The organism is Mycolicibacterium sp. XJ2546, from assembly GCF_053483195.1.
Window position 1 is genome coordinate 311,936 of record NZ_JBEFRW010000004.1, and the last position, 18,096, is coordinate 330,031.

The following is an 18,096-nucleotide window of genomic DNA, read 5'->3' on the forward strand; positions in this document are numbered from 1 at the left end:
CTCAGTCAGCCCAGCGCTGCGCTTCCACCCCCGGTGGCAGCGCCGACTGCATCGGCACGTCGAGGCCGTCGTAGATACCGGGTTTCTGGTCAGCCAGCCAGTTCAGCGCACCGAGCAGGCGGTTGGCCGCGGTGGTGTTGCCGCCGTCGGCGCGGGTTCCGCCCGGCACGTCGGCGCGGCTCACGATGGTCAACTGCGGGTCGCCGTCGATGATCACGCGGTGATCGCCTGCGCCCTCGTCGGGTTGGGGCCAGTCCGGTGCGCACGAGGGATGGATGCGGGTGATGTGGTCGATGACGATGCGTTCGCGCCCGTCGGCCTTGCCGATCACCTTGAGCCAGAACGCGCCCTGGGTGCCCTTCTCGAACCGGCCCATCACGGTGTCGACGGACGATTCCAGCGGCCGGCGCTGAATGTCCTCGGCGATCTCGTCGATCTGCAGCCCGAGACCCCGTCCGATCAGCCGGAGGTTGCCGCCCCACACCATCGTTGGGATGGACGGCAGCAGCATCATCGGCGTCTCCTCCATCGGGCCGCCGAAACCACAGAGCACCTTCACCGCGTGCGGCTGATCATATGTCGAGTAGTCGAAGATCTCCTGGCAGCGGATGGTCCGGATGCGTGTGCACAGCCCGGCGGCCAGGACGGCGAGGGCGTCGTTACCCCAGCCGGGGTCCACGCCGCTGACCAACAGCGTGGACCCGCCGTCCGTGGCGGCCCTGGTCATCCGCTCGACCCAGTCCGGCGGCGCCGAACGCGGGTCGTAGAGGGAGTACAACGACGGCGTCACCACGTGCTTGCCCGCACGCAGGCAGCGCTCGATGTCGGCGACGGCGTCGTCGGCGCGGATGTCGCCGGAGGCCATATAGGCCACGGCGTCGCAGCCGGCCAGCGCCGCATCGACGTCGGTGGTGGCGGTGACGCCCGTCGGGCGATCCAACCCGGCAAAGCTCGCCGCGTCCCGGCCGGCTTTGTCCGGCGACGAGGTGATGACCCCGCACAACTGCAACCCCGGAAACGCCACCGTCGACCTGATGGCCGCCGACCCCATGTTGCCCGTTCCCCACACCGCCACCCGCTGCACCCGGACACCCTAGCGGGCGTGTCGGTGATCATCGTCACAGAACTCGGAAACCCCAGGTCATACACGTGTCAACTGGCACTTTGGCACCGTGCGGCCTGGGCCGGATGGCTAGCAGATTGAAATAGCTCACACCTGCTTTGTGTTGAAGTTACTGAACGGTATAGTTTGGGCCAGTTACTGGTGGGTAACTTAGGACTAAGTACCCAACCGCAAGTGGCCGTCTCGATGAGGAGGAACCGTGAGCCACTATAAGAGCAACGTTCGCGACCAGGTGTTCAACCTGTTCGAGGTATATGGCGTCGACAAGGCGTTCGGCGAAGGCGACTACGCCGACCTGGACCTCGACACCGCCCGCGAGATGCTGGCTGAGGTGGCGCGGTTGGCCGAAGGCCCGATCGCGGAGTCGTTCGCCGACGCGGACCGCAATCCGCCGGTGTTCGACCCGGAGACCCATTCGGTGACGCTGCCGGAGTCGTTCAAGAAGTCGATGCGCGCGCTGTTCGAGGCCGGCTGGGACAAGGCCGGCATCGACGAGGAGCTCGGCGGTATGCCGATGCCTCGCGCGCTGCAGTGGGCGCTGATCGAGCACATCCTCGGCGCCAACCCCGCCGCGTACATGTACGCGATGGGTCCGGGCATGGCCCAGATCTTCTACAACCTGGGCACCGAAGAGCAGAAAAAGTGGGCCAAGATGGCCGCCGAGCACAACTGGGGCGCCACCATGGTGCTCACCGAGCCGGACGCCGGCTCCGACGTGGGCGCGGGCCGCACCAAGGCGGTCGAGCAGCCCGACGGCTCGTGGCACATCGACGGGGTGAAGCGGTTTATCACGTCCGCCGACTCCGATGATCTGTTCGAGAACATCATGCACCTGGTGCTGGCCCGCCCCGAGGGCGCAGGCCCGGGCACCAAGGGCCTGTCGCTGTTCTTCGTACCCAAGTTCCACTTCGACCCGGAGACCGGTGAGCTCGGTGAGCGCAACGGTGTCTTCGTCACCAACGTCGAGCACAAGATGGGCCTGAAGGTTTCGGCCACCTGTGAGTTGGCGTTCGGCCAGCACGACGTGCCCGCCAAGGGCTGGCTGGTCGGCGAGGTGCACGAGGGCATCGCGCAGATGTTCGAGGTCATCGAGCAGGCCCGGATGATGGTCGGCACCAAGGCGATTGCCACGTTGTCGACCGGTTACCTCAACGCGCTCGAGTACGCCAAGGAGCGGGTGCAGGGCGCCGACATGACCCAGATGACCGACAAGACCGCACCGCGGGTGACCATCACGCACCACCCGGACGTGCGGCGGTCGCTGATGACCCAGAAGGCCTACGCCGAGGGTCTGCGCGCGCTGTACCTCTACACCGCCACGTATCAGGACTCGGCGGTGGCCAAGGCGCTACATGACGTCGACGCCGACCTGGCGGTGCGGGTCAACGACCTGATGCTGCCGATCGTCAAGGGTGTCGGCTCCGAGCAGGCCTACGCCAAGCTGACCGAGAGCCTGCAGACACTGGGCGGTTCGGGCTTCCTGCAGGACTACCCGATCGAGCAGTACATCCGTGACGCCAAGATCGACTCGCTGTACGAGGGCACCACGGCCATCCAGGCGCAGGACTTCTTCTTCCGCAAGATCGTCCGCGACAAGGGTGTGGCGCTGTCGCATGTGTCCGGGCAGATCGAGCAGTTCGTCAAGAACGAATCCGGCAACGGGCGGTTGAAGGCCGAGCGCAAGCTGCTGGCGACCGCGCTCGAGGACGTCCAGGCCATGGCCGCCTCGCTGACCGGTTATCTGATGTCGGCGCAGGAGAACCCGGCCGAGCTGTACAAGGTCGGCCTGGGCTCGGTGCGCTTCCTGATGAGCGTCGGCGACCTGGTCATCGGTTGGCTGCTGCAGCAGCACGCGGCGGTGGCGATCGACAAGCTCGACGCCGGCGCCGAGGGCGATGATCGCGCCTTCTACGAGGGCAAGGTCGCGGTGGCGTCGTTCTTCGCGAAGAACTACCTGCCGATGCTGACCAGCACCCGCCACATCATCGAGAACCTCGACAACGATGTGATGGAACTCGACGAGGCGGCCTTCTAAAGCCTTCCTGGTCGTCTCGCACCAAATGGCCCCCGGTCTCTTCCCGGGGGCCATTTGCGTTGCACGGGGCACCGGGCGGGTGGCTCACCGGACCCTATGATGGGTCCGACAACGCAACGACGAGGACGAGGCCAGTGCAGATAGGGGGCAACGCCCGGGCCCGTACGACCATGGAGTTGATTCGTCGCCGGCTCAGCCGAGCCGTGCGCGGCCCGGCCGCTGGGGCGAGCGTGATCGCTCGGATGGTCGTGACCAGCGCGGTCGCCACCGCGCCGAGCCTGATCGTGGCGGTGCACGACGAGCCGGATATCCGCCCGTTGGCTGCCGTCGCGCCGCAGCCGGTTTTTCCCGCCGGCCCGTTGGCGGCGGCGCGTCCCACCAGCCCGTCGCCCGTGTCGGAGGTGGTCGGGCCGCCGCCGCCCGCCGCCCTCAACGCACCGGGCGCCGTGCACATCCCCGCGATCGCACTGACCGCGTACCGCAACGCCGACGGCCTGATGGCGCGCGCCGAACCGGGCTGCGGCCTCAGCTGGAACCTGCTGGCCGGCATCGGGCAGATCGAATCGCGGCACGCGTTCGGCGGCAAGGCCGATCACCGTGGCACGGCCGTAGAGCCGATCTTCGGCCCGACACTCGATGGCTCGCTGCCCGGCAACGAGATCATCGTGGCGGCCCGCAATAGCGGTCGCACGGTGTACGCCAGGGCAATGGGCCCCATGCAGTTCCTGCCCAGCACCTGGGCGCTGTTCGGCGCTGACGGGAACGGCGACGGGCACGCCGACTCGCAGAACCTCTTCGACGCCACCCTGGCCGCGGCGCGCTACCTGTGCAGCGGAGGACTCGACCTTCGCGATCGGTCCCAGCTGATTACCGCGGTGTTGCGGTACAACAACTCGATGCCCTACACCCTCAACGTGCTGGGGTGGAGCGAGGCATACGCCGCCGGAACCCCGCCGGGGTACCTGCCGCCGATCACCGGGCCGACACGGCCGGTCGGCAGCACCCGCGCGGTGGCCCGCCCAACCAACACCGGCCCAGCCGAAAGCGGTTCTGGCACCACGCAATCCGTGCCGGAGCAGCCGTCCACTCAAACCTGGGCCGAACGCAACGCCGGCAGCACCCGCTCCGGCTCGCCGACCGGGCAATCGGGTTCGTCCTCGGCGGGCTCGGTCTCCGCCGGCGGATCCAGCGGTGTTCGCACCGGCAGCAGCGGCGGTAGCGGCAGCAGCAGCGGCAGTCGCGCAACGGGCACCGACACCGGCAACAGCTCGCCGCGGGTCAAGATCGGCAACGGCCGCACCGGCGGAGCGCGCGGCACCGAATAAAGGGCGGGTTCGGGAGGACACTCAGGTGCGCCGCGTTTAGTCTCGCGCGACCGGCTTTCAACCCTTGCCGGCTCTTCGGATCAGTCACTCCCGAACCCGTCGTGCGACCGATCGTACGCCGGTGTCCGGCGTCACACCAGAGGCTTTTTCGGGACTTCAGGAGTCGATCGACCGCAGCAGCGCGCGGGTGCGCGCCCGGGCTTCGGGGTCGGTGTCGAAGATGCCGGCGACGAACTCGTCGACGCCGGATGAGCCCAGTTCAGCGAGGCGGTCGGACACTGTTTTCTCGTCGCCGATGATGGCCGCGTCCTCGGGTCCGGCGTATCCCTCGCGGTCAAGCATCGCCCGATACGACGGCAGCTGGCCGTAGATCGCGAACTCCTCGGCGGCGCGCGCCCGCACGGCGTCGACGTCGTCGGTGACGGCGACGGGCAGCGACGCGGCCACCCGCACCGACGCCTCGTCGCGACCGGCTTCCACGGCCGCCGTGCGCAGGGTCGGCACAATGTGGTCGGCCAGCGTCTTGGGCCCAGTCATCCATGTCATCGTGCCCGCGCTGCGCCGCCCCGCCAGGCGCAGCATCTGTGGGCCGAGCGCCGCTAGATAGACGTCGGGCGTCGGCGCACCGGGCACCTTCACCGAGCCGCGCGTCGTCCAGAACTCGCCGGTCGCGTCGGCGGGCGCACCAGACAACAGCGGCAGCAGCGCGTCGAGGTATTCCCGCATCTGGCGCACCGGCCGGTCATACGAGATGCCCCACACCCCTTCGGTCACCATGCGGTGGCTCAGCCCGATGCCGAGAAGAAAGCGGCCGTCGGCGATGGTGTTCAGCGTCAGCGCCCGCTGCGCCAACTGGGTGGGGTGCTGGATCTGGATCGGGATGACACCGGAGGCGATCTCGAGCGTGTCGATCTCGCGGAACGCGACCGTCAGCACGGTCAGCAGGTCGGGGTCATACGGCAGCTGCGCCATCCACACCCGACGGAACCCGTCGTCGCGCAGCGACGCCAGCCGCGCCACGGTGGCATCAACCAGGGAGCGGCCCGGCGAACGGCCGTCGGCGTCGGGCTGGAGGAGTCCGGTGAGAGCGACGCTGGTCTGCATCCCACCATCGAAGCACGGCAGAAAAGTTAAGAGCCCCGTATTGCCATCGGGTCGGGGGGTCAGACGGCAATACGGAGCTACCAGGACTATCGACCGACGCAGGCGGACCGTTACAGCCCCGCGAAAAGAATTTCTACGCCTCGAGAATGGCGGTGACGCCCTGTCCACCGGCAGCGCAGATCGAGATCAGGCCGCGCACGGGCTGCCCGGTCTCCTTTTTCTTCTCGCTGAGCTGCTTGGCCATCTGCGCCACAATGCGCCCGCCGGTAGCCGCGAACGGGTGTCCCGCGGCGATCGAGGAGCCGTTGACGTTGAGCTTGGAGCGGTCGATGCCGCCCAGCGCCTTGTCCAGGCCCAGCCGCTCCTTGCAGTACTCGTCGGACTCCCACGCCTGCAGGTGCGCGAGCACCACCGACGCGAACGCCTCGTGGATCTCGTAGAAGTCGAAATCCTGCAGCGCCAGATTGTTGCGGGCCAACAGCCGCGGCACCGCATACGTCGGCGCCATCAACAGGCCGTCGCGGCCGTTGACGTAGTCGACCGCCGCGGTCTCCGCGTCGACCCAGTAGGCCATCGGTTCGATGCCGCGTTCGGCGGCCCACTCCGGGGTCGCGAGCAGCGCGACTGAGGCGCCGTCGGTCAGCGGCGTCGAGTTGCCCGCGGTCATCGTCGCGTCACCTTGTTTGGCGCCGAACACGGGTCGGAGCTTCGCCAACTTTTCTGCAGAGGAATCGGCCCTGAGGTTGTTGTCGCGGTACAGCCCGAGGAACGGGGTGACGAGGTCGTCGAAGAAGCCGCGGTCGTAGGCGGCGGCCATGTTGCGGTGGCTGGCCGCGGCGAGCTCGTCCTGATCGGTGCGCTTGATGCCCATCTCCTTGGCGGTGACGGCGGCGTGCTCACCCATCGACATGCCGGTGCGGGGTTCGCTGTTGACGGGGATTTCCACGCCGATCGCTGCGGGCAGCTTGCCGACCAGCTTGAGCCGCTCGAGGTTGGACTTGGACCGGCGCAGCCCCAGCAGCACGCGGCGCAGGTCGTTGCCGAACGCGATCGGGGCGTCGGAGGTGGTGTCCACCCCGCCGGCCGCGGCGACGTCGTAGCGCCCGGCCGCGATGCCGTCGGCCGCCGAGATCGCGGCCTGCAGCCCGGTGCCGCACGCCTGCTGCAGGTCGAACGCCGGGGTGTACGACGACAGCGCGCTGCCCAACACGCATTCACGCATCAGGTTGAAGTCGCTGCTGTGCTTGAGCACGGCGCCGCCGATCACGGCCCCGAGTCTCTCGCCGTCGAGGTTGAACCGGTCGATCAGCCCACCCAGCGCAGCGGTGAACATGTCCTGGTTGGAGGCGTTTGCATAGGCGCCATCCGAGCGGGCGAAGGGAATTCGGTTGCCGCCGAGGATGGCGACCCGTCGGTGGGTATCACTAGCCATGAAACCCATAGTACCCACCCTTCTTACTCTGGAGTAAGTTCGTTCACATGGCTACCGATCTGTATTCGCAAATCGTCCATTCGACGCCCGGATCGTTCCTCGCCAAGCAGCTCGGCATCCCGCAACCCGAGACGTTGCGCCGCTACCAGCCGGGTGAGCCGCCGCTGGCGGGCACGCTGCTCATCGGCGGGGAGGGCCGGGTCGTCGAACCCCTGCGCACCGCGCTGGCCGAGGACTACGAGGTGGTGTCGAACAACCTCGGCGGCCGGTGGGCCGACTCGTTCGGCGGGCTGGTTTTCGACGCCACCGGCATCACCGACCCGGCCGGGTTGAGGCAGCTCTACGAGTTCTTCACCCCGGTGCTGCGCAACCTCGGGCCGTCGGGGCGCGTCGTCGTCGTGGGCACGACGCCCGAGGAGGCCGGCAGCCCCCATGAGCGCATCGCGCAGCGTGCGCTGGAGGGGTTCACCCGCTCGCTCGGCAAGGAGTTACGTCGCGGCGCGACGACGAACCTGGTGTATCTGTCGGCCGAGGCGAAACCGGCCGCCACTGGCCTGGAGTCGACGATGCGCTTCCTCCTGTCGGGCAAGTCGGCCTACGTCGGCGGACAGGTGTTCTCGGTGGGCGCGGCGGACTCGTCGCCGCCCGAGGACTGGGACAAGCCGCTGGACGGCAAGGTCGCGATCGTCACCGGGGCGGCGCGCGGCATCGGTGCGACGATCGCCGAGGTGTTTTCCCGCGACGGCGCGCGGGTGGTGTGCATCGATGTAGAAGGTGCGCACGAGCCGCTCGGGATGACCGCGACGAAGGTGGGCGGCACCGCGTTGACGCTGGACGTCACCGCCGACGACGCCGTCGACAAGATCACCGAGCATCTGCGGGACAACTATGACGGCCGCGCCGACATCCTGGTCAACAACGCCGGCATCACCCGCGACAAGCTGTTGGCCAACATGGACGAGAGCCGCTGGGACTCCGTCGTCGCGGTGAACCTGCTTGCGCCGCTTCGACTTACCGAAGGCCTGGTGGGCAACGGGGTGATCGGCGACGGTGGCCGTGTCGTCGGCCTTTCGTCGATGGCGGGAATCGCGGGCAACCGCGGCCAGACCAACTACGCGGCCACCAAGGCGGGCATGATCGGGCTGACCGACGCACTGGCCGAGGCGTACGCGGACAAGGCCGTCACGGTCAACGCCGTCGCGCCGGGCTTCATCGAGACCAAGATGACCGAGGCGATCCCGGTAGCCACCCGGGAGGTGGGTCGCCGGCTGAACTCGCTGTATCAGGGCGGTAAGCCGGTCGACGTCGCCGAAACCATCGCGTATTTCGCGAGTCCGGCGTCAAATGCCGTCACCGGCAATACGGTTCGGGTGTGCGGACAAGCATGGCTGGGGGCTTGATCAGGTGAACAACATGCTGCGCGCGGTCGTCGGCGCCCTGCCGTTCATCCCGCGCGATGACAAGCTCCCGGACCGGACGCTCACGGTCGAGGACGTGGACATCGACGCCGCGAACGTCGCGGCGTACGCGAACGTCACCGGGTTGCAGTTCGGTGACACGGTGCCGCTGACGTACCCGTTCGCGCTGACGTTCCCGACCGTGATGGAATTGATCACCGGCTTCGACTTCCCGTTTGCGGCAATGGGTTCAGTGCATATCGAGAACCACATCACGCAGTACCGGCCGATCAAGGTCACCGATACGGTGTCGGTGCGGGTGCATGCCGAGAACATGCGCGAGCACCGGCGCGGGCTGCTGGTCGACATCATCACCGATGTGAATGTCGGCAACGAGCAGGCGTGGCATCAGGTGACGACGTTTCTGCATCAGCAGCGCACCAGCCTGTCCGATGAACCCAAGCCACCCCCGCAGAAGCAGCCGAAGCTGGGTCCGCCGAATGCGGTGCTGCGCATCACGCCCGGCGAGATCCGGCAGTACGCGTCGGTCGGCGGCGATCACAACCCGATTCACACCAACGCGGTCGCGGCCAAGCTGTTCGGCTTTCCGACGGTGATCGCGCACGGAATGTTCACCGCGGCAGCGGTTCTGGCCAACATCGAGGGCCCGCTGCCGGATGCGGTGAAGTACTCGGTGAAGTTCGCGAAGCCGGTGGTGCTGCCCGCCAGCGCCGGGCTCTACGTGGACCGGGTATCCGACGGGTGGGATCTGACGTTGCGGCACTTGAAGAAGGGCGACCTGCATCTGACGGGCACGGTCAGGCCGCTGTAGGTGGGTCGAGCCTGCGTACAGATCGCGATTCGGCTCAGTTCTGCGATCTGACCACAGTCTCGATGGGGTGGTCGGACGGCGTGCCCTTCAGGCCGCGCCAGAACAGGTTGATCATCATGTCGGCGGCCTCGTTGACGTCGGCGTCGCCGGTGCTGACCCGACTGGCGACCGCCTCACCCGCACCCACCAGCGCGACGGCCATCATGTCGAAGTCGGTGTCGGGGTCCGGGTTGCGGGTGCCCGAGGTGAGCAGCCGCCCGACGAGGTCGATGATGCGTTCGCGGCCCTCACGCACGGTGTGGGCGAACGCCTGGCTGCTGGTCGCCTGGTTGTAGAGCACCATCCACGACGCTCGGTTGGTGTCGATGTAGGTCAGAAACGCCAGCACGGCGTTGCGCAGCATGTCCTTGGGGCTCTGGGTGAAGTCGATCTGGCTGCGGACCTCGTCGACGAACCGGGACAGCTCGCGGTCCAGGCACGCGCCGAACAGCTCCTCCTTGGAGCCGTAGTACAGGTACAGCATCGGTTTGGAGATCTGCGCCTCGGCGGCGATGGCGTCCATCGAGGTCTCGTGGTAGCCGTTCACCGAGAAAATCTGCACGGCGGCATCCAGCATCTGCTGCTCGCGCACCGCGCGAGGTAGACGTTTGGTGCCTCCGGCCATTAGTCAAGAGTAAGCAACGGCCGCCGAGAAGGGGTCAGCAGCGGGGAACTAGCAGCGGGGAACTAGCAGCGGGCGGTGGGCGGGAACTAGCAGCGCGGATTCGGGCCCTTGACCCCGGCGATCCGCAGCACCGAGGCGTCGACGTTGCCCATGGTCAGCTCGCCCGCCTCCAGCGCCTTCTCCAGCCGGTCCAACACGGCAGGCACCTCGGCGCTGCTCACCCACAGCGCGGTGTCGGCACCGGCCTGCAGCCCGCGCAGCACCGCCTCGGCCACCCCGAACTGGTCGGAAATCGCCTGCATCCCCGACAGGTCGTCGGTATAGACCGGCCCGTTGAACGGCGGGCCGCCGTACTCACCGGAGCGCAGCATCCCGTAGACGGCCGGGCTCAGGCTGGCCGGGTCACTGCCGGTCAGCCCGGGAACCTGCAGGTGACCGATCATGACGCCGACGGGAGCCTGGCCGGTCAACGTGCGGTACGGCACCAAGTCGACGCTCTGCAGTTCGGTGATCGGCGGTGAGGTGACGCTGCCGGTGTGCGAGTCGCCGGAGCCGCGGCCGTGGCCGGGGAAGTGCTTGAGCACCGGCAGGACACCGGCGTCGCGCAGACCCCGCGCGTACGCGCCAGCGTAGTCGGTGACGGTCGCCGGATCCGAGCCGAAGGACCGGTCACCGATCACGGTGCTGTCAGCGGCGTCGGAGACGTCGACCACCGGCGCGAAGTCGACGGTGATGCCCAGGTTGCGCATCGCCTGGCCGCGCTGGCGGGCGATGTCGTACACCTGCTCGGGGGTCTGCGTCTGCGCCAGCACCCGCGCCGCGGGCTGCGTACCGATCAGCGGCGCCAGCCGCGACACCCGGCCGCCTTCCTCGTCGACGCTGACGGCCAGCGGCAACGGGCCTGCGGACGCGGCGATCTCGGCCAGCGCGCCGTCGGTCAGCATCGACAGGTCGGTCCAGCTGCCGATCATGATGCCGCCGACGTGGTGATTGTTGACGGCCGTGCGGGCCTCGGCCGCATTGGAGACACCGACCATCAGCAGCTGGGCGAGCTTGTCGCGCGTCGACATCGCGGCCAGCATCGCCTGCGGATCCCCGCACGCCGGTGGCGCCGGTGCGGCGGGAACGTCGCCCCTATGCTGCGTCACCACGCTCGACGGCGGCGGCGCGGGCGGCTCGGCGGGCGTGCAGGCCAGCACCAGCCCGGACATCGTCACAGCAGCGCACAGCGCTCGGGGCAAGGCCATGGGCCTCGACGATAGCGGACTGCGGTGGCCGACCGTGGCAGCGGACGGGGCCACGTCGTATCCCGTGCTAGTTTTGGCCGCATGGATCGGTTCCTCGTGCCTGCCGGCGCCAGTATTGTCGTCGGCCTGCTGCTCGGCGCGGCTGCCGTATTCGGGGTGACGCTGATGGTGCAGCAGGACACGAAGCCTCCGCTGCAGGCGGGCGATCCGGCGTCATCGGTGCTCAACCGGGTTGAGTACGGCGACAGAAGCTGAGGTCACGCCGCTTCGGCGGCGTTGGCTGTGGGTGGCTGCTGCGGCGGCTCTGGTCCTGACGTTCGCCCAGTCGCCCGGCCAGATCTCGCCCGACACCAAGCTGGACCTGACCGCCAACCCGCTGCGGTTCCTGGCCCGGGCGTTCAACCTGTGGAACAGCGAGCTGCCGTTCGGGCAGGCGCAGAATCAGGCCTACGGCTACCTGTTTCCGCACGGCACGTTCTTCTTGGCCGGCGACCTGCTCGGCATCCCGGGGTGGGTGATCCAACGGCTGTGGTGGGCGCTGCTGCTGGCCGCCGGGTGCTGGGGGCTGTTGCGTGTCGCCGAGGCCCTCGGCATCGGCAGCCGCACCTCGCGGGTGATCGCCGCCGCGGCGTTCGCGCTGTCACCGCGGGTGCTCACCACGCTGGGCGCGATCTCCTCGGAGACCCTGCCCATGATGTTGGCGCCGTGGGTGTTGTTGCCGGTGATCCTGGCGCTGCAGGGCGGGACCGAAGGGGTGGGAAAGCACAGGGGCGACCCGCGAACACGGGTGCTGGCCGCACAGTCGGCGGTGGCGATCGCGTTGATGGGTGCCGTCAACGCCGTAGCGACGTTGACCGGGTGCCTGGCGGCGCTGATCTGGCTGGCCTGTCACCGGCCGAACCGGCTGTGGTGGCGGTTCGCCGGATGGTGGGCGCTGTGCGTCGCGCTGGCGGTGTCGTGGTGGGTGGTGGCGCTGCTGCTGCTGGGCCGTATCAGCCCGCCGTTTCTGGACTACATCGAGTCCTCCGGGGTCACCACCCGGTGGATGTCGTTGACGGAGATGCTGCGCGGCACGGACGCGTGGACACCGTTCGTGGCGCCCAACGCGACGGCGGGTGCGTCGCTGGTGACCGGTTCGGTCGCGGTGCTGGCGACGACGTTGGTCGCCGCGGCGGGGCTGGCCGGGCTGGCGATGCGGTCGATGCCAGCGCGCGGACGGCTCATCACCATCCTGTTGATCGGCGTCGTGCTGCTGGCGGCCGGATACTCCGGCGGCCTGGGATCCCCGGTGGCGCACTATGTTCAAGTTTTCCTCGACGACGCCGGAACACCGCTGCGCAACCTGCACAAGCTCGAACCGCTGCTGCGGCTGCCGTTGGCGCTGGGGCTGGCGCACCTGCTCGGCCGCATCCCGCTGCCCGGCAGCGCACCGCGCGAGCAGTGGACCGACGCGTTCGCCCATCTCGAGCGGGACAAACGGGTGGCCGTCGGCGTCGTGGTGCTGACCGCGTTGATCGCCGCCACATCGCTGGCCTGGACCGGACGGCTGACCCCGCCCGGCACCTTCGACGCGATCCCGCAGTACTGGCATCAGACCGCCGCGTGGCTCGACGAACACAACACCGAAGGCCGGGTGCTGGTGGCCCCCGGCGCGCCGTTCGCCACCCAGGTGTGGGGTAACAGCCACGACGAACCGCTGCAGGTGCTCGGCGAAAACGCCTGGGGGGTACGGGATTCGATTCCGTTGACCCCGCCGCAGACCATCCGGGCGCTGGACTCCGTTCAGCGGCTGTTCGCCGCAGGCCGCCCGTCGGCGGGCCTCGCGGATACCCTTGCGCGCCAAGGCATTTCGTATGTGGTGGTACGCAACGATCTGGACCCGGAGACGTCGCGATCGGCACGCCCGCTGTTGGTGCACCGGGCCGTGGAGGGTTCACCGGGGCTGATCAAGGTCGCGCAGTTCGGCGATCCGGTCGGGCCGGGCACGCTCGCGGGATTCGTCACCGACAGCGGGTTGCGGCCGCGCTATCCGGCGGTGCAGATCTACCGGGTCGAGGCCACCATGCCCGTCGTGCCCTACCTCGTCGACGCCGACGCGATGGCCCGCGTCGACGGTGCGCCCGAGGCGCTGTTGCGCCTCGACGAACGGCGCCGGCTGCTCGACCAGCCGCCGCTGGGCCCGATGCTGCTGACCGGTGACGCCGACCGCGCGGGCCTACCCGCCCCGCTCGTCACGGTGACCGACACGCCGCTGGCCCGCGAAACCGACTACGGCCGCGTCGACGACCATTCGTCGGCGATCCGCACCCCCGACGACGCCCGCCACACCTTCAACCGGGTGATCGACTACCCCGCCCCCGGCGCCGACCTCGTGTACGGAAAGTGGAACGGCGGACGGATCTCGGTGTCGAGTTCGTCGGCCGACTCCACCGCGCTGCCCCACGTCGCACCCGCAAGCGGTCCGGCCTCCGCGGTCGACGCCGACTCCTCTACGGCCTGGGTGTCCAACGCGCTGCAGGCGGCGATCGGCCAATGGCTACGGGTCGATTTCGACCATCCGGTCACCAACGCCACCATCACGATCACCCCGAGCGCCACGGCTGTGGGCGCCCAGGTCGACCGCATCGAGGTGTCCACCGTCAACGGCACCAGCACCCTGCGCGTGGACGAACCCGGTAAGCCGTTGACCGCGGCGCTGCCCTACGGCGAGTCACCGTGGGTGCGGATCACCGCGGTGGGCACCGAAGACGGTTCACCCGGTGTGCAATTCGGCATCACCGACTTCGCGGTCACCCAGTACGACGCCAACGGCTTCTCCCATCCCGTCACGCTTCGGCGCACTGTTTCCGTGCCCGGCCCGCCGGCGGGTTCTGCTGTGGCCCAATGGGATTTGGGTGCAGAGCTGCTGGGCCGGCCGGGCTGCGCACCGAGCCCGACCGGTGTGCGGTGCGCGGCGACGATGTCGCTGGCGCCGGAGGAGCCGGTCAGCATGAGCAGGACGCTGACCGTGCCCGAACCGATCTCGGTGACACCGTCGGTGTGGGTGCGCGCCCGGCAGGGGCCCAACCTCGCGGATCTGATCAGTGCACCCGGCACGGTGCGCGCCATGGGGGACTCGGATGTGATCGACGTGCTCGGGTCGGCCTACGCCGCCACCGACGGTGACCCCGAGACGGCGTGGACCGCGCCGCAGAGCGTCGTCCAGCACCGGACGCCGCCGACGTTGACGGTGAAACTGCCGCAGGCCGGCGAGGTCGCCGCGCTGCGGGTGACGCCGAGTTCGTCGGTGCTGCCTGCAACGCCGACGCTGGTGGCCGTCGACCTCGGTGACGGACCGCAGGTGCGGCGCCTGGCCGGTGACGCTGGCGGGCAGACACTTCAGCTCACCCCCCGGGTCACCGACACGGTGACGCTGTCGATCCTGGACTGGGACGACATCATCGACCGCACTGCCCTCGGGTTCGACCAACTCAAACCTCCCGGCCTGGCCGAAGTCGTCGCGCTCGACACCGACGGCATGCCGATCGCCGCGGCCGACGCCGCGCGCAACCGGGCCCGCACCATCGAATTGCCATGCGGGCGTGGGCCGATTATCGGGGTGGCCGGCCAGTTCGTGCAGACCTCGGTCACCACCACGGTCGGTGCGCTGCTCGACGGTGAGCCGGTGCCGGCCCGGCCCTGCGGGGACGGGCCGATCGAGCTGCCTGCGGGACAGCAGGAGTTGGTGATCAGCCCCGGCGACGCGTTCGTCGTGGACGGTGTGCAGCTGGCCGGGCCGCTGGCCGCCGAAATCCGTTCAGCCGACACCGTCCGCGCGCACACCGGTGTCTGGGACGCTGATCACCGCGAGGTGACGGTGTCCTCGGCGCCGCAGCGGCGGGTGCTGGTGGTGCCCGAGAGCGTCAACCCGGGATGGACCGCGCGCAGCGCCGACGGCTCCGTGCTGACCCCGGTCACGGTCAACGGCTGGCAACAGGGCTGGGTGCTGCCCGCGCACACCCACGGCACCGTCACGCTCACGTTCGACTCGAACACCGTTTACCGCGCCGGCCTCATCGGCGGCCTGGCATTGCTGCCCGTGCTCGGGCTGCTCGCGTTTGTGCCGGTGCGCAGGCGGCTCGAACCCGACGACCCGGCACAGGCGTGGAAGCCGGGTCGAGCCGTGGTCACCGTCGCGGTACTGGGCGTCGGCGCGGTGGTATCCGGGGCGGTCGGCGTCGTGGTGGTCGGCTGTGCGCTGCTGGTCCGGCATGTGCTGCGCGACCGCGAAAAGCTCTGCGACGGCGTCACAGTCGGGGTGTCGGCTGGTGGCCTGATCCTGGCGGGGGCGATCCTGAGCCAGAACCCGTGGCGCTCGGTCGACGGCTACATCGGCCACTCGGCCGGGGTGCAGTTCCTGGCGCTCACCTCGCTGGCGATGGTCGCGGCCTCGACGGTCCATACGGCGCCGAACGGCCGGGAAAGGTCCTAGCATCGGCGGGGTGGCAACGCTCAACACCGTCCGGGGTCCCGTCGACACCACCGATCTCGGCGTCACCCTCATGCACGAGCACGTGTTCATCCTGTCCCCCGACATCACCGCCAACTACCCCGAGGTGTGGGGCGACGAAGCCAACCGGGAAGCCGATGCGATCGCCCGGCTCAACGAGCTGAAGGCCGTCGGCGTCGACAGCATCGTGGACCTGACCGTGATCGGGATGGGCCGCTATATTCCGCGCATCGCGCGCGTCGCCGCGGCCACCGAGATCAACATCGTGGTGGCGACGGGCGTGTACACCTACAACGACGTCCCGATGTATTTCCACTTCACCGCGCCCGGCGGCATGCTCGGCGACGTCGAGCCGATGGTCGAGATGTTCGTTCGCGACATCGAAATCGGCATCGCCGACACCTCCGTGAAGGCCGCGATCCTCAAGTGCGCCACCGACGAACCCGGTCTGACTCCGGGTGTGGAACGGGTGCTGCGGGCGGTGGCGCAGGCGCATCGGCAGACCGGCGTGCCGATCTCCACGCACACCCACGCAGCGACGCGCCGCGGCCTCGAACAGCAACGCATTTTCTCCGACGAGGGTGTGGACCTGTCGCGCGTCGTCATCGGCCACTGCGGCGACACCACCGACCTCGGCTACCTGGAAGAACTGATCGCCAACGGGTCCTACATCGGCATGGACCGGTTCGGCGTGGACGTCTTCCTGCCGTTCGAGGAGCGGGTGAACACCGTCGCCCAGATGTGCGCACGCGGCCACGCCGACAAGATGGTGCTCTCCCACGACGCGTCCTGCTTCATCGACTGGCTGCCCGAACAGGTTGTGCCCGCGGTGCTGCCGAACTGGCACTACCTGCACATCCACCACGACGTCATCCCCGCGTTGAAGCAGCGCGGCGTCACCGAGGAGCAGCTCACCACGATGCTCGTCGACAATCCGCGCAAGATCTTCGATACGACGGGCGGTTACTGAGATGACTGAGACGCCCGAGACCCCACCCATCAGCACCCAGGTGAGGCTGCTCGCTCAGCGGGCGCCTAACGCACCGGTCGTTACCTGCGAAGGGCGCACCCTGACCCGCCGCGAGTTTGACGAGTGGACCAACCGGCTAGCCCGCGCTTACGCCGAACTCGGTGTGCGCCATGGTGATTACGTGACGATCGTGCTGCCTAACTCGATCGAGTGGGCGCAGGCGGTGGTGGCGACGTGGAAGCTGGGTGCGATTCCGCAGCCGCTGTCCCCGCACCTGCCCGACGCGGAGCTGGCCGGGCTGCTCGCGCTGCGGCCGCGGGCGCTGATCGTGGGCCGCACCGATCCGTCCGGCGAAATCCCCAGCGTACCAGCGAATTTCGAGCCGGATCCGCAACTGTCGGACGCGCCGCTGCCCGAGGCGGTGTCGCCGGTGTTGAAGGCGATGGCCTCCGGCGGCAGCACCGGGCGCCCGAAGTTGATCGAGTCCGGCGGTGACAGCCGCTTTCCGGCCCTGGTGGGCTATGCGATGGGCACGCAGGACGACGACGTCAACCTGTTCTCGGTGCCGTTGAGCCACAACACCGGATTCACCACGTTCGCCATCGGCCTCGTGCAGGGCCATCACAACGTGCTGATGCCACGGTTCGATCCACCCGAGTTCCTCCGCCTGGTCACCGAGTACCGGGTGACGTATCTGGCCACGGTGCCCACGATCATGCAGCGCCTGTTGCCGGTGTACCGGGCCAACCCCGACGCCTACGACCTGTCGTCGATACGACGGTTCTGGCATGTGGGTGCGCCGTGCCCGCCGGCCGTCAAGCAGGCGTGGATTGATCTGCTTGGGCCCGAGGTGATCTGGGAGCTCTACGGGGGCACCGAACTGCAGGCGTTGACGTTCATCTCCGGTGAGCAGTGGTTGGCGCACCCGGGTTCGGTCGGGATCGTCGTCGCCGGCGAGATGAAGGTGCTCGACGACGACGGCAACGAGTGCCCGCCGGGCGTCGTCGGCGAGGTCTACATGCGGCCGGCACCTGGCAGCGCGCCCACCTACCGCTACGTCGGCGCAACCGCGAAAAGCCGCGACGGCTGGGACTCGCTGGGCGACCTCGGCTACTTCGACGCGGACGGCTTCCTCTACCTCAACGACCGCCGCGTCGACATGTTTACCGTCGGTGGCCGCAACGTCTATCCCGCCGAGATCGAGTCAGCGCTGGCCGCTCACCCGCAGGTGTTGTCCTGTCTGGTGGTCGGGATTCCCGACGACACAGGCGATCTCGGCCAGGTGCCGCACGCGATCGTGCATGCCGACGGTGATCTCGACGAGGCGGCCGTCGTCGCGTTCCTGACCGAACGCATCGAGCGCTACAAGGTGCCGCGCAGCGTGGAGTTCACCGACACCCCGCTGCGCGACGACGCGGGTAAGGCGCGCCGCTCGGCCGTCCGCGACGAGATCATCTCGCGGCGGTCCGCGACGGCGG

General features: G+C 68.7%; 13 protein-coding genes. 8 read left to right on the forward strand and 5 right to left on the reverse strand.

Annotation, left to right across the window (positions count from 1 at the left end):
• Position 1: 1 nt before the first annotated feature.
• Positions 2–1,084, reverse strand: a complete 1,083-nt coding sequence (locus tag ABQE44_RS10405) for an NAD(P)H-dependent amine dehydrogenase family protein (protein ID WP_448429548.1) — start codon at positions 1,082–1,084, stop codon at positions 2–4.
• 238 nt (positions 1,085–1,322) lie between these two features.
• On the opposite strand from ABQE44_RS10405, the gene ABQE44_RS10410 reads away from it, so the two are divergent.
• Both ABQE44_RS10410 and ABQE44_RS10415 read left to right on the forward strand, forming a co-directional pair.
• Positions 1,323–3,158 (forward strand): acyl-CoA dehydrogenase, encoded by a 1,836-nt coding sequence (locus ABQE44_RS10410; protein WP_448392628.1) that lies wholly within the window; start codon positions 1,323–1,325, stop codon positions 3,156–3,158.
• Positions 3,159–3,400: 242 nt separating this feature from the next.
• Positions 3,401–4,483 carry a lytic transglycosylase domain-containing protein gene (locus ABQE44_RS10415; protein WP_448392629.1) on the forward strand — a complete coding sequence of 361 codons (1,083 nt, stop codon included), beginning with the start codon at positions 3,401–3,403 and terminating at the stop codon, positions 4,481–4,483.
• Positions 4,484–4,639: 156 nt separating this feature from the next.
• Here the strand turns inward: ABQE44_RS10415 and ABQE44_RS10420 are convergent, their stop codons facing one another.
• Together ABQE44_RS10420 and ABQE44_RS10425 are read right to left on the reverse strand one after the other, a co-directional pair.
• Complete coding sequence (locus ABQE44_RS10420; RefSeq protein ID WP_448429550.1) at positions 4,640–5,587, reverse strand: TIGR03564 family F420-dependent LLM class oxidoreductase; 948 nt, start codon at positions 5,585–5,587, stop codon at positions 4,640–4,642.
• A gap of 133 nt (positions 5,588–5,720) precedes the next feature.
• Positions 5,721–7,019, reverse strand: coding sequence for an acetyl-CoA C-acetyltransferase (locus ABQE44_RS10425; protein WP_448429552.1), 1,299 nt, complete (start codon positions 7,017–7,019; stop codon positions 5,721–5,723).
• Positions 7,020–7,066: 47 nt separating this feature from the next.
• Here ABQE44_RS10425 and ABQE44_RS10430 point away from each other — a divergent pair, with 47 nt between their 5' ends.
• A complete protein-coding gene (locus ABQE44_RS10430) occupies positions 7,067–8,419 on the forward strand; it encodes a 3-oxoacyl-ACP reductase (protein ID WP_448429554.1) in 1,353 nt (450 codons plus the stop codon).
• 13 nt (positions 8,420–8,432) lie between these two features.
• Complete coding sequence (locus ABQE44_RS10435; protein ID WP_448429556.1) at positions 8,433–9,248, forward strand: MaoC/PaaZ C-terminal domain-containing protein; 816 nt, start codon at positions 8,433–8,435, stop codon at positions 9,246–9,248.
• A 34-nt stretch (positions 9,249–9,282) separates the two neighbouring features.
• On the opposite strand, the gene ABQE44_RS10440 is transcribed toward ABQE44_RS10435, so the two are convergent.
• Together ABQE44_RS10440 and ABQE44_RS10445 are read right to left on the reverse strand one after the other, a co-directional pair.
• Positions 9,283–9,912 (reverse strand): TetR/AcrR family transcriptional regulator, encoded by a 630-nt coding sequence (locus tag ABQE44_RS10440; protein ID WP_448429558.1) that lies wholly within the window; start codon positions 9,910–9,912, stop codon positions 9,283–9,285.
• 86 nt (positions 9,913–9,998) lie between these two features.
• The gene (locus tag ABQE44_RS10445; protein WP_448392635.1) at positions 9,999–11,159 is read right to left on the reverse strand and encodes a glycoside hydrolase family 3 N-terminal domain-containing protein; all 1,161 of its coding nucleotides are present in this window, start codon (positions 11,157–11,159) and stop codon (positions 9,999–10,001) included.
• Between the two features lie 81 nt (positions 11,160–11,240).
• Between ABQE44_RS10445 and ABQE44_RS10450 the strand changes: the two genes are divergently transcribed.
• From ABQE44_RS10450 to ABQE44_RS10465, 4 genes are all read left to right on the forward strand, one after another.
• Positions 11,241–11,414, forward strand: coding sequence for a DUF2613 domain-containing protein (locus ABQE44_RS10450; protein WP_064890250.1), 174 nt, complete (start codon positions 11,241–11,243; stop codon positions 11,412–11,414).
• The gene (locus ABQE44_RS10455; RefSeq protein WP_448429560.1) at positions 11,392–15,630 is read left to right on the forward strand and encodes a DUF3367 domain-containing protein; all 4,239 of its coding nucleotides are present in this window, start codon (positions 11,392–11,394) and stop codon (positions 15,628–15,630) included. Before ABQE44_RS10450 ends, ABQE44_RS10455 begins: the two co-directional genes overlap by 23 nt.
• Positions 15,631–15,640: 10 nt before the next feature.
• Complete coding sequence (locus tag ABQE44_RS10460) at positions 15,641–16,618, forward strand: phosphotriesterase family protein (RefSeq protein WP_448392637.1); 978 nt, start codon at positions 15,641–15,643, stop codon at positions 16,616–16,618.
• Position 16,619: 1 nt separating this feature from the next.
• Positions 16,620–18,096, forward strand: a 1,477-nt coding sequence (locus ABQE44_RS10465) for an AMP-binding protein (protein WP_448429562.1), incomplete at its 3' end; no start/stop codon positions are given.

Bases quoted from the DNA above. Each gene is read 5' to 3' on its own strand.
- ABQE44_RS10415 (WP_448392629.1), top strand. From the start codon at position 3,401: ATGGTCGTGACCAGCGCGGTCGCCACCGCGCCGAGCCTGATCGTGGCG.
- ABQE44_RS10420 (WP_448429550.1), bottom strand. From the start codon at position 5,587: ATGCAGACCAGCGTCGCTCTCACCGGACTCCTCCAGCCCGACGCCGAC.
- ABQE44_RS10440 (WP_448429558.1), bottom strand. From the start codon at position 9,912: ATGGCCGGAGGCACCAAACGTCTACCTCGCGCGGTGCGCGAGCAGCAG.
- ABQE44_RS10430 (WP_448429554.1), top strand. From the start codon at position 7,067: ATGGCTACCGATCTGTATTCGCAAATCGTCCATTCGACGCCCGGATCG.
- ABQE44_RS10435 (WP_448429556.1), top strand. From the start codon at position 8,433: ATGCTGCGCGCGGTCGTCGGCGCCCTGCCGTTCATCCCGCGCGATGAC.
- ABQE44_RS10450 (WP_064890250.1), top strand. From the start codon at position 11,241: ATGGATCGGTTCCTCGTGCCTGCCGGCGCCAGTATTGTCGTCGGCCTG.
- ABQE44_RS10445 (WP_448392635.1), bottom strand. From the start codon at position 11,159: ATGGCCTTGCCCCGAGCGCTGTGCGCTGCTGTGACGATGTCCGGGCTG.
- ABQE44_RS10425 (WP_448429552.1), bottom strand. From the start codon at position 7,019: ATGGCTAGTGATACCCACCGACGGGTCGCCATCCTCGGCGGCAACCGA.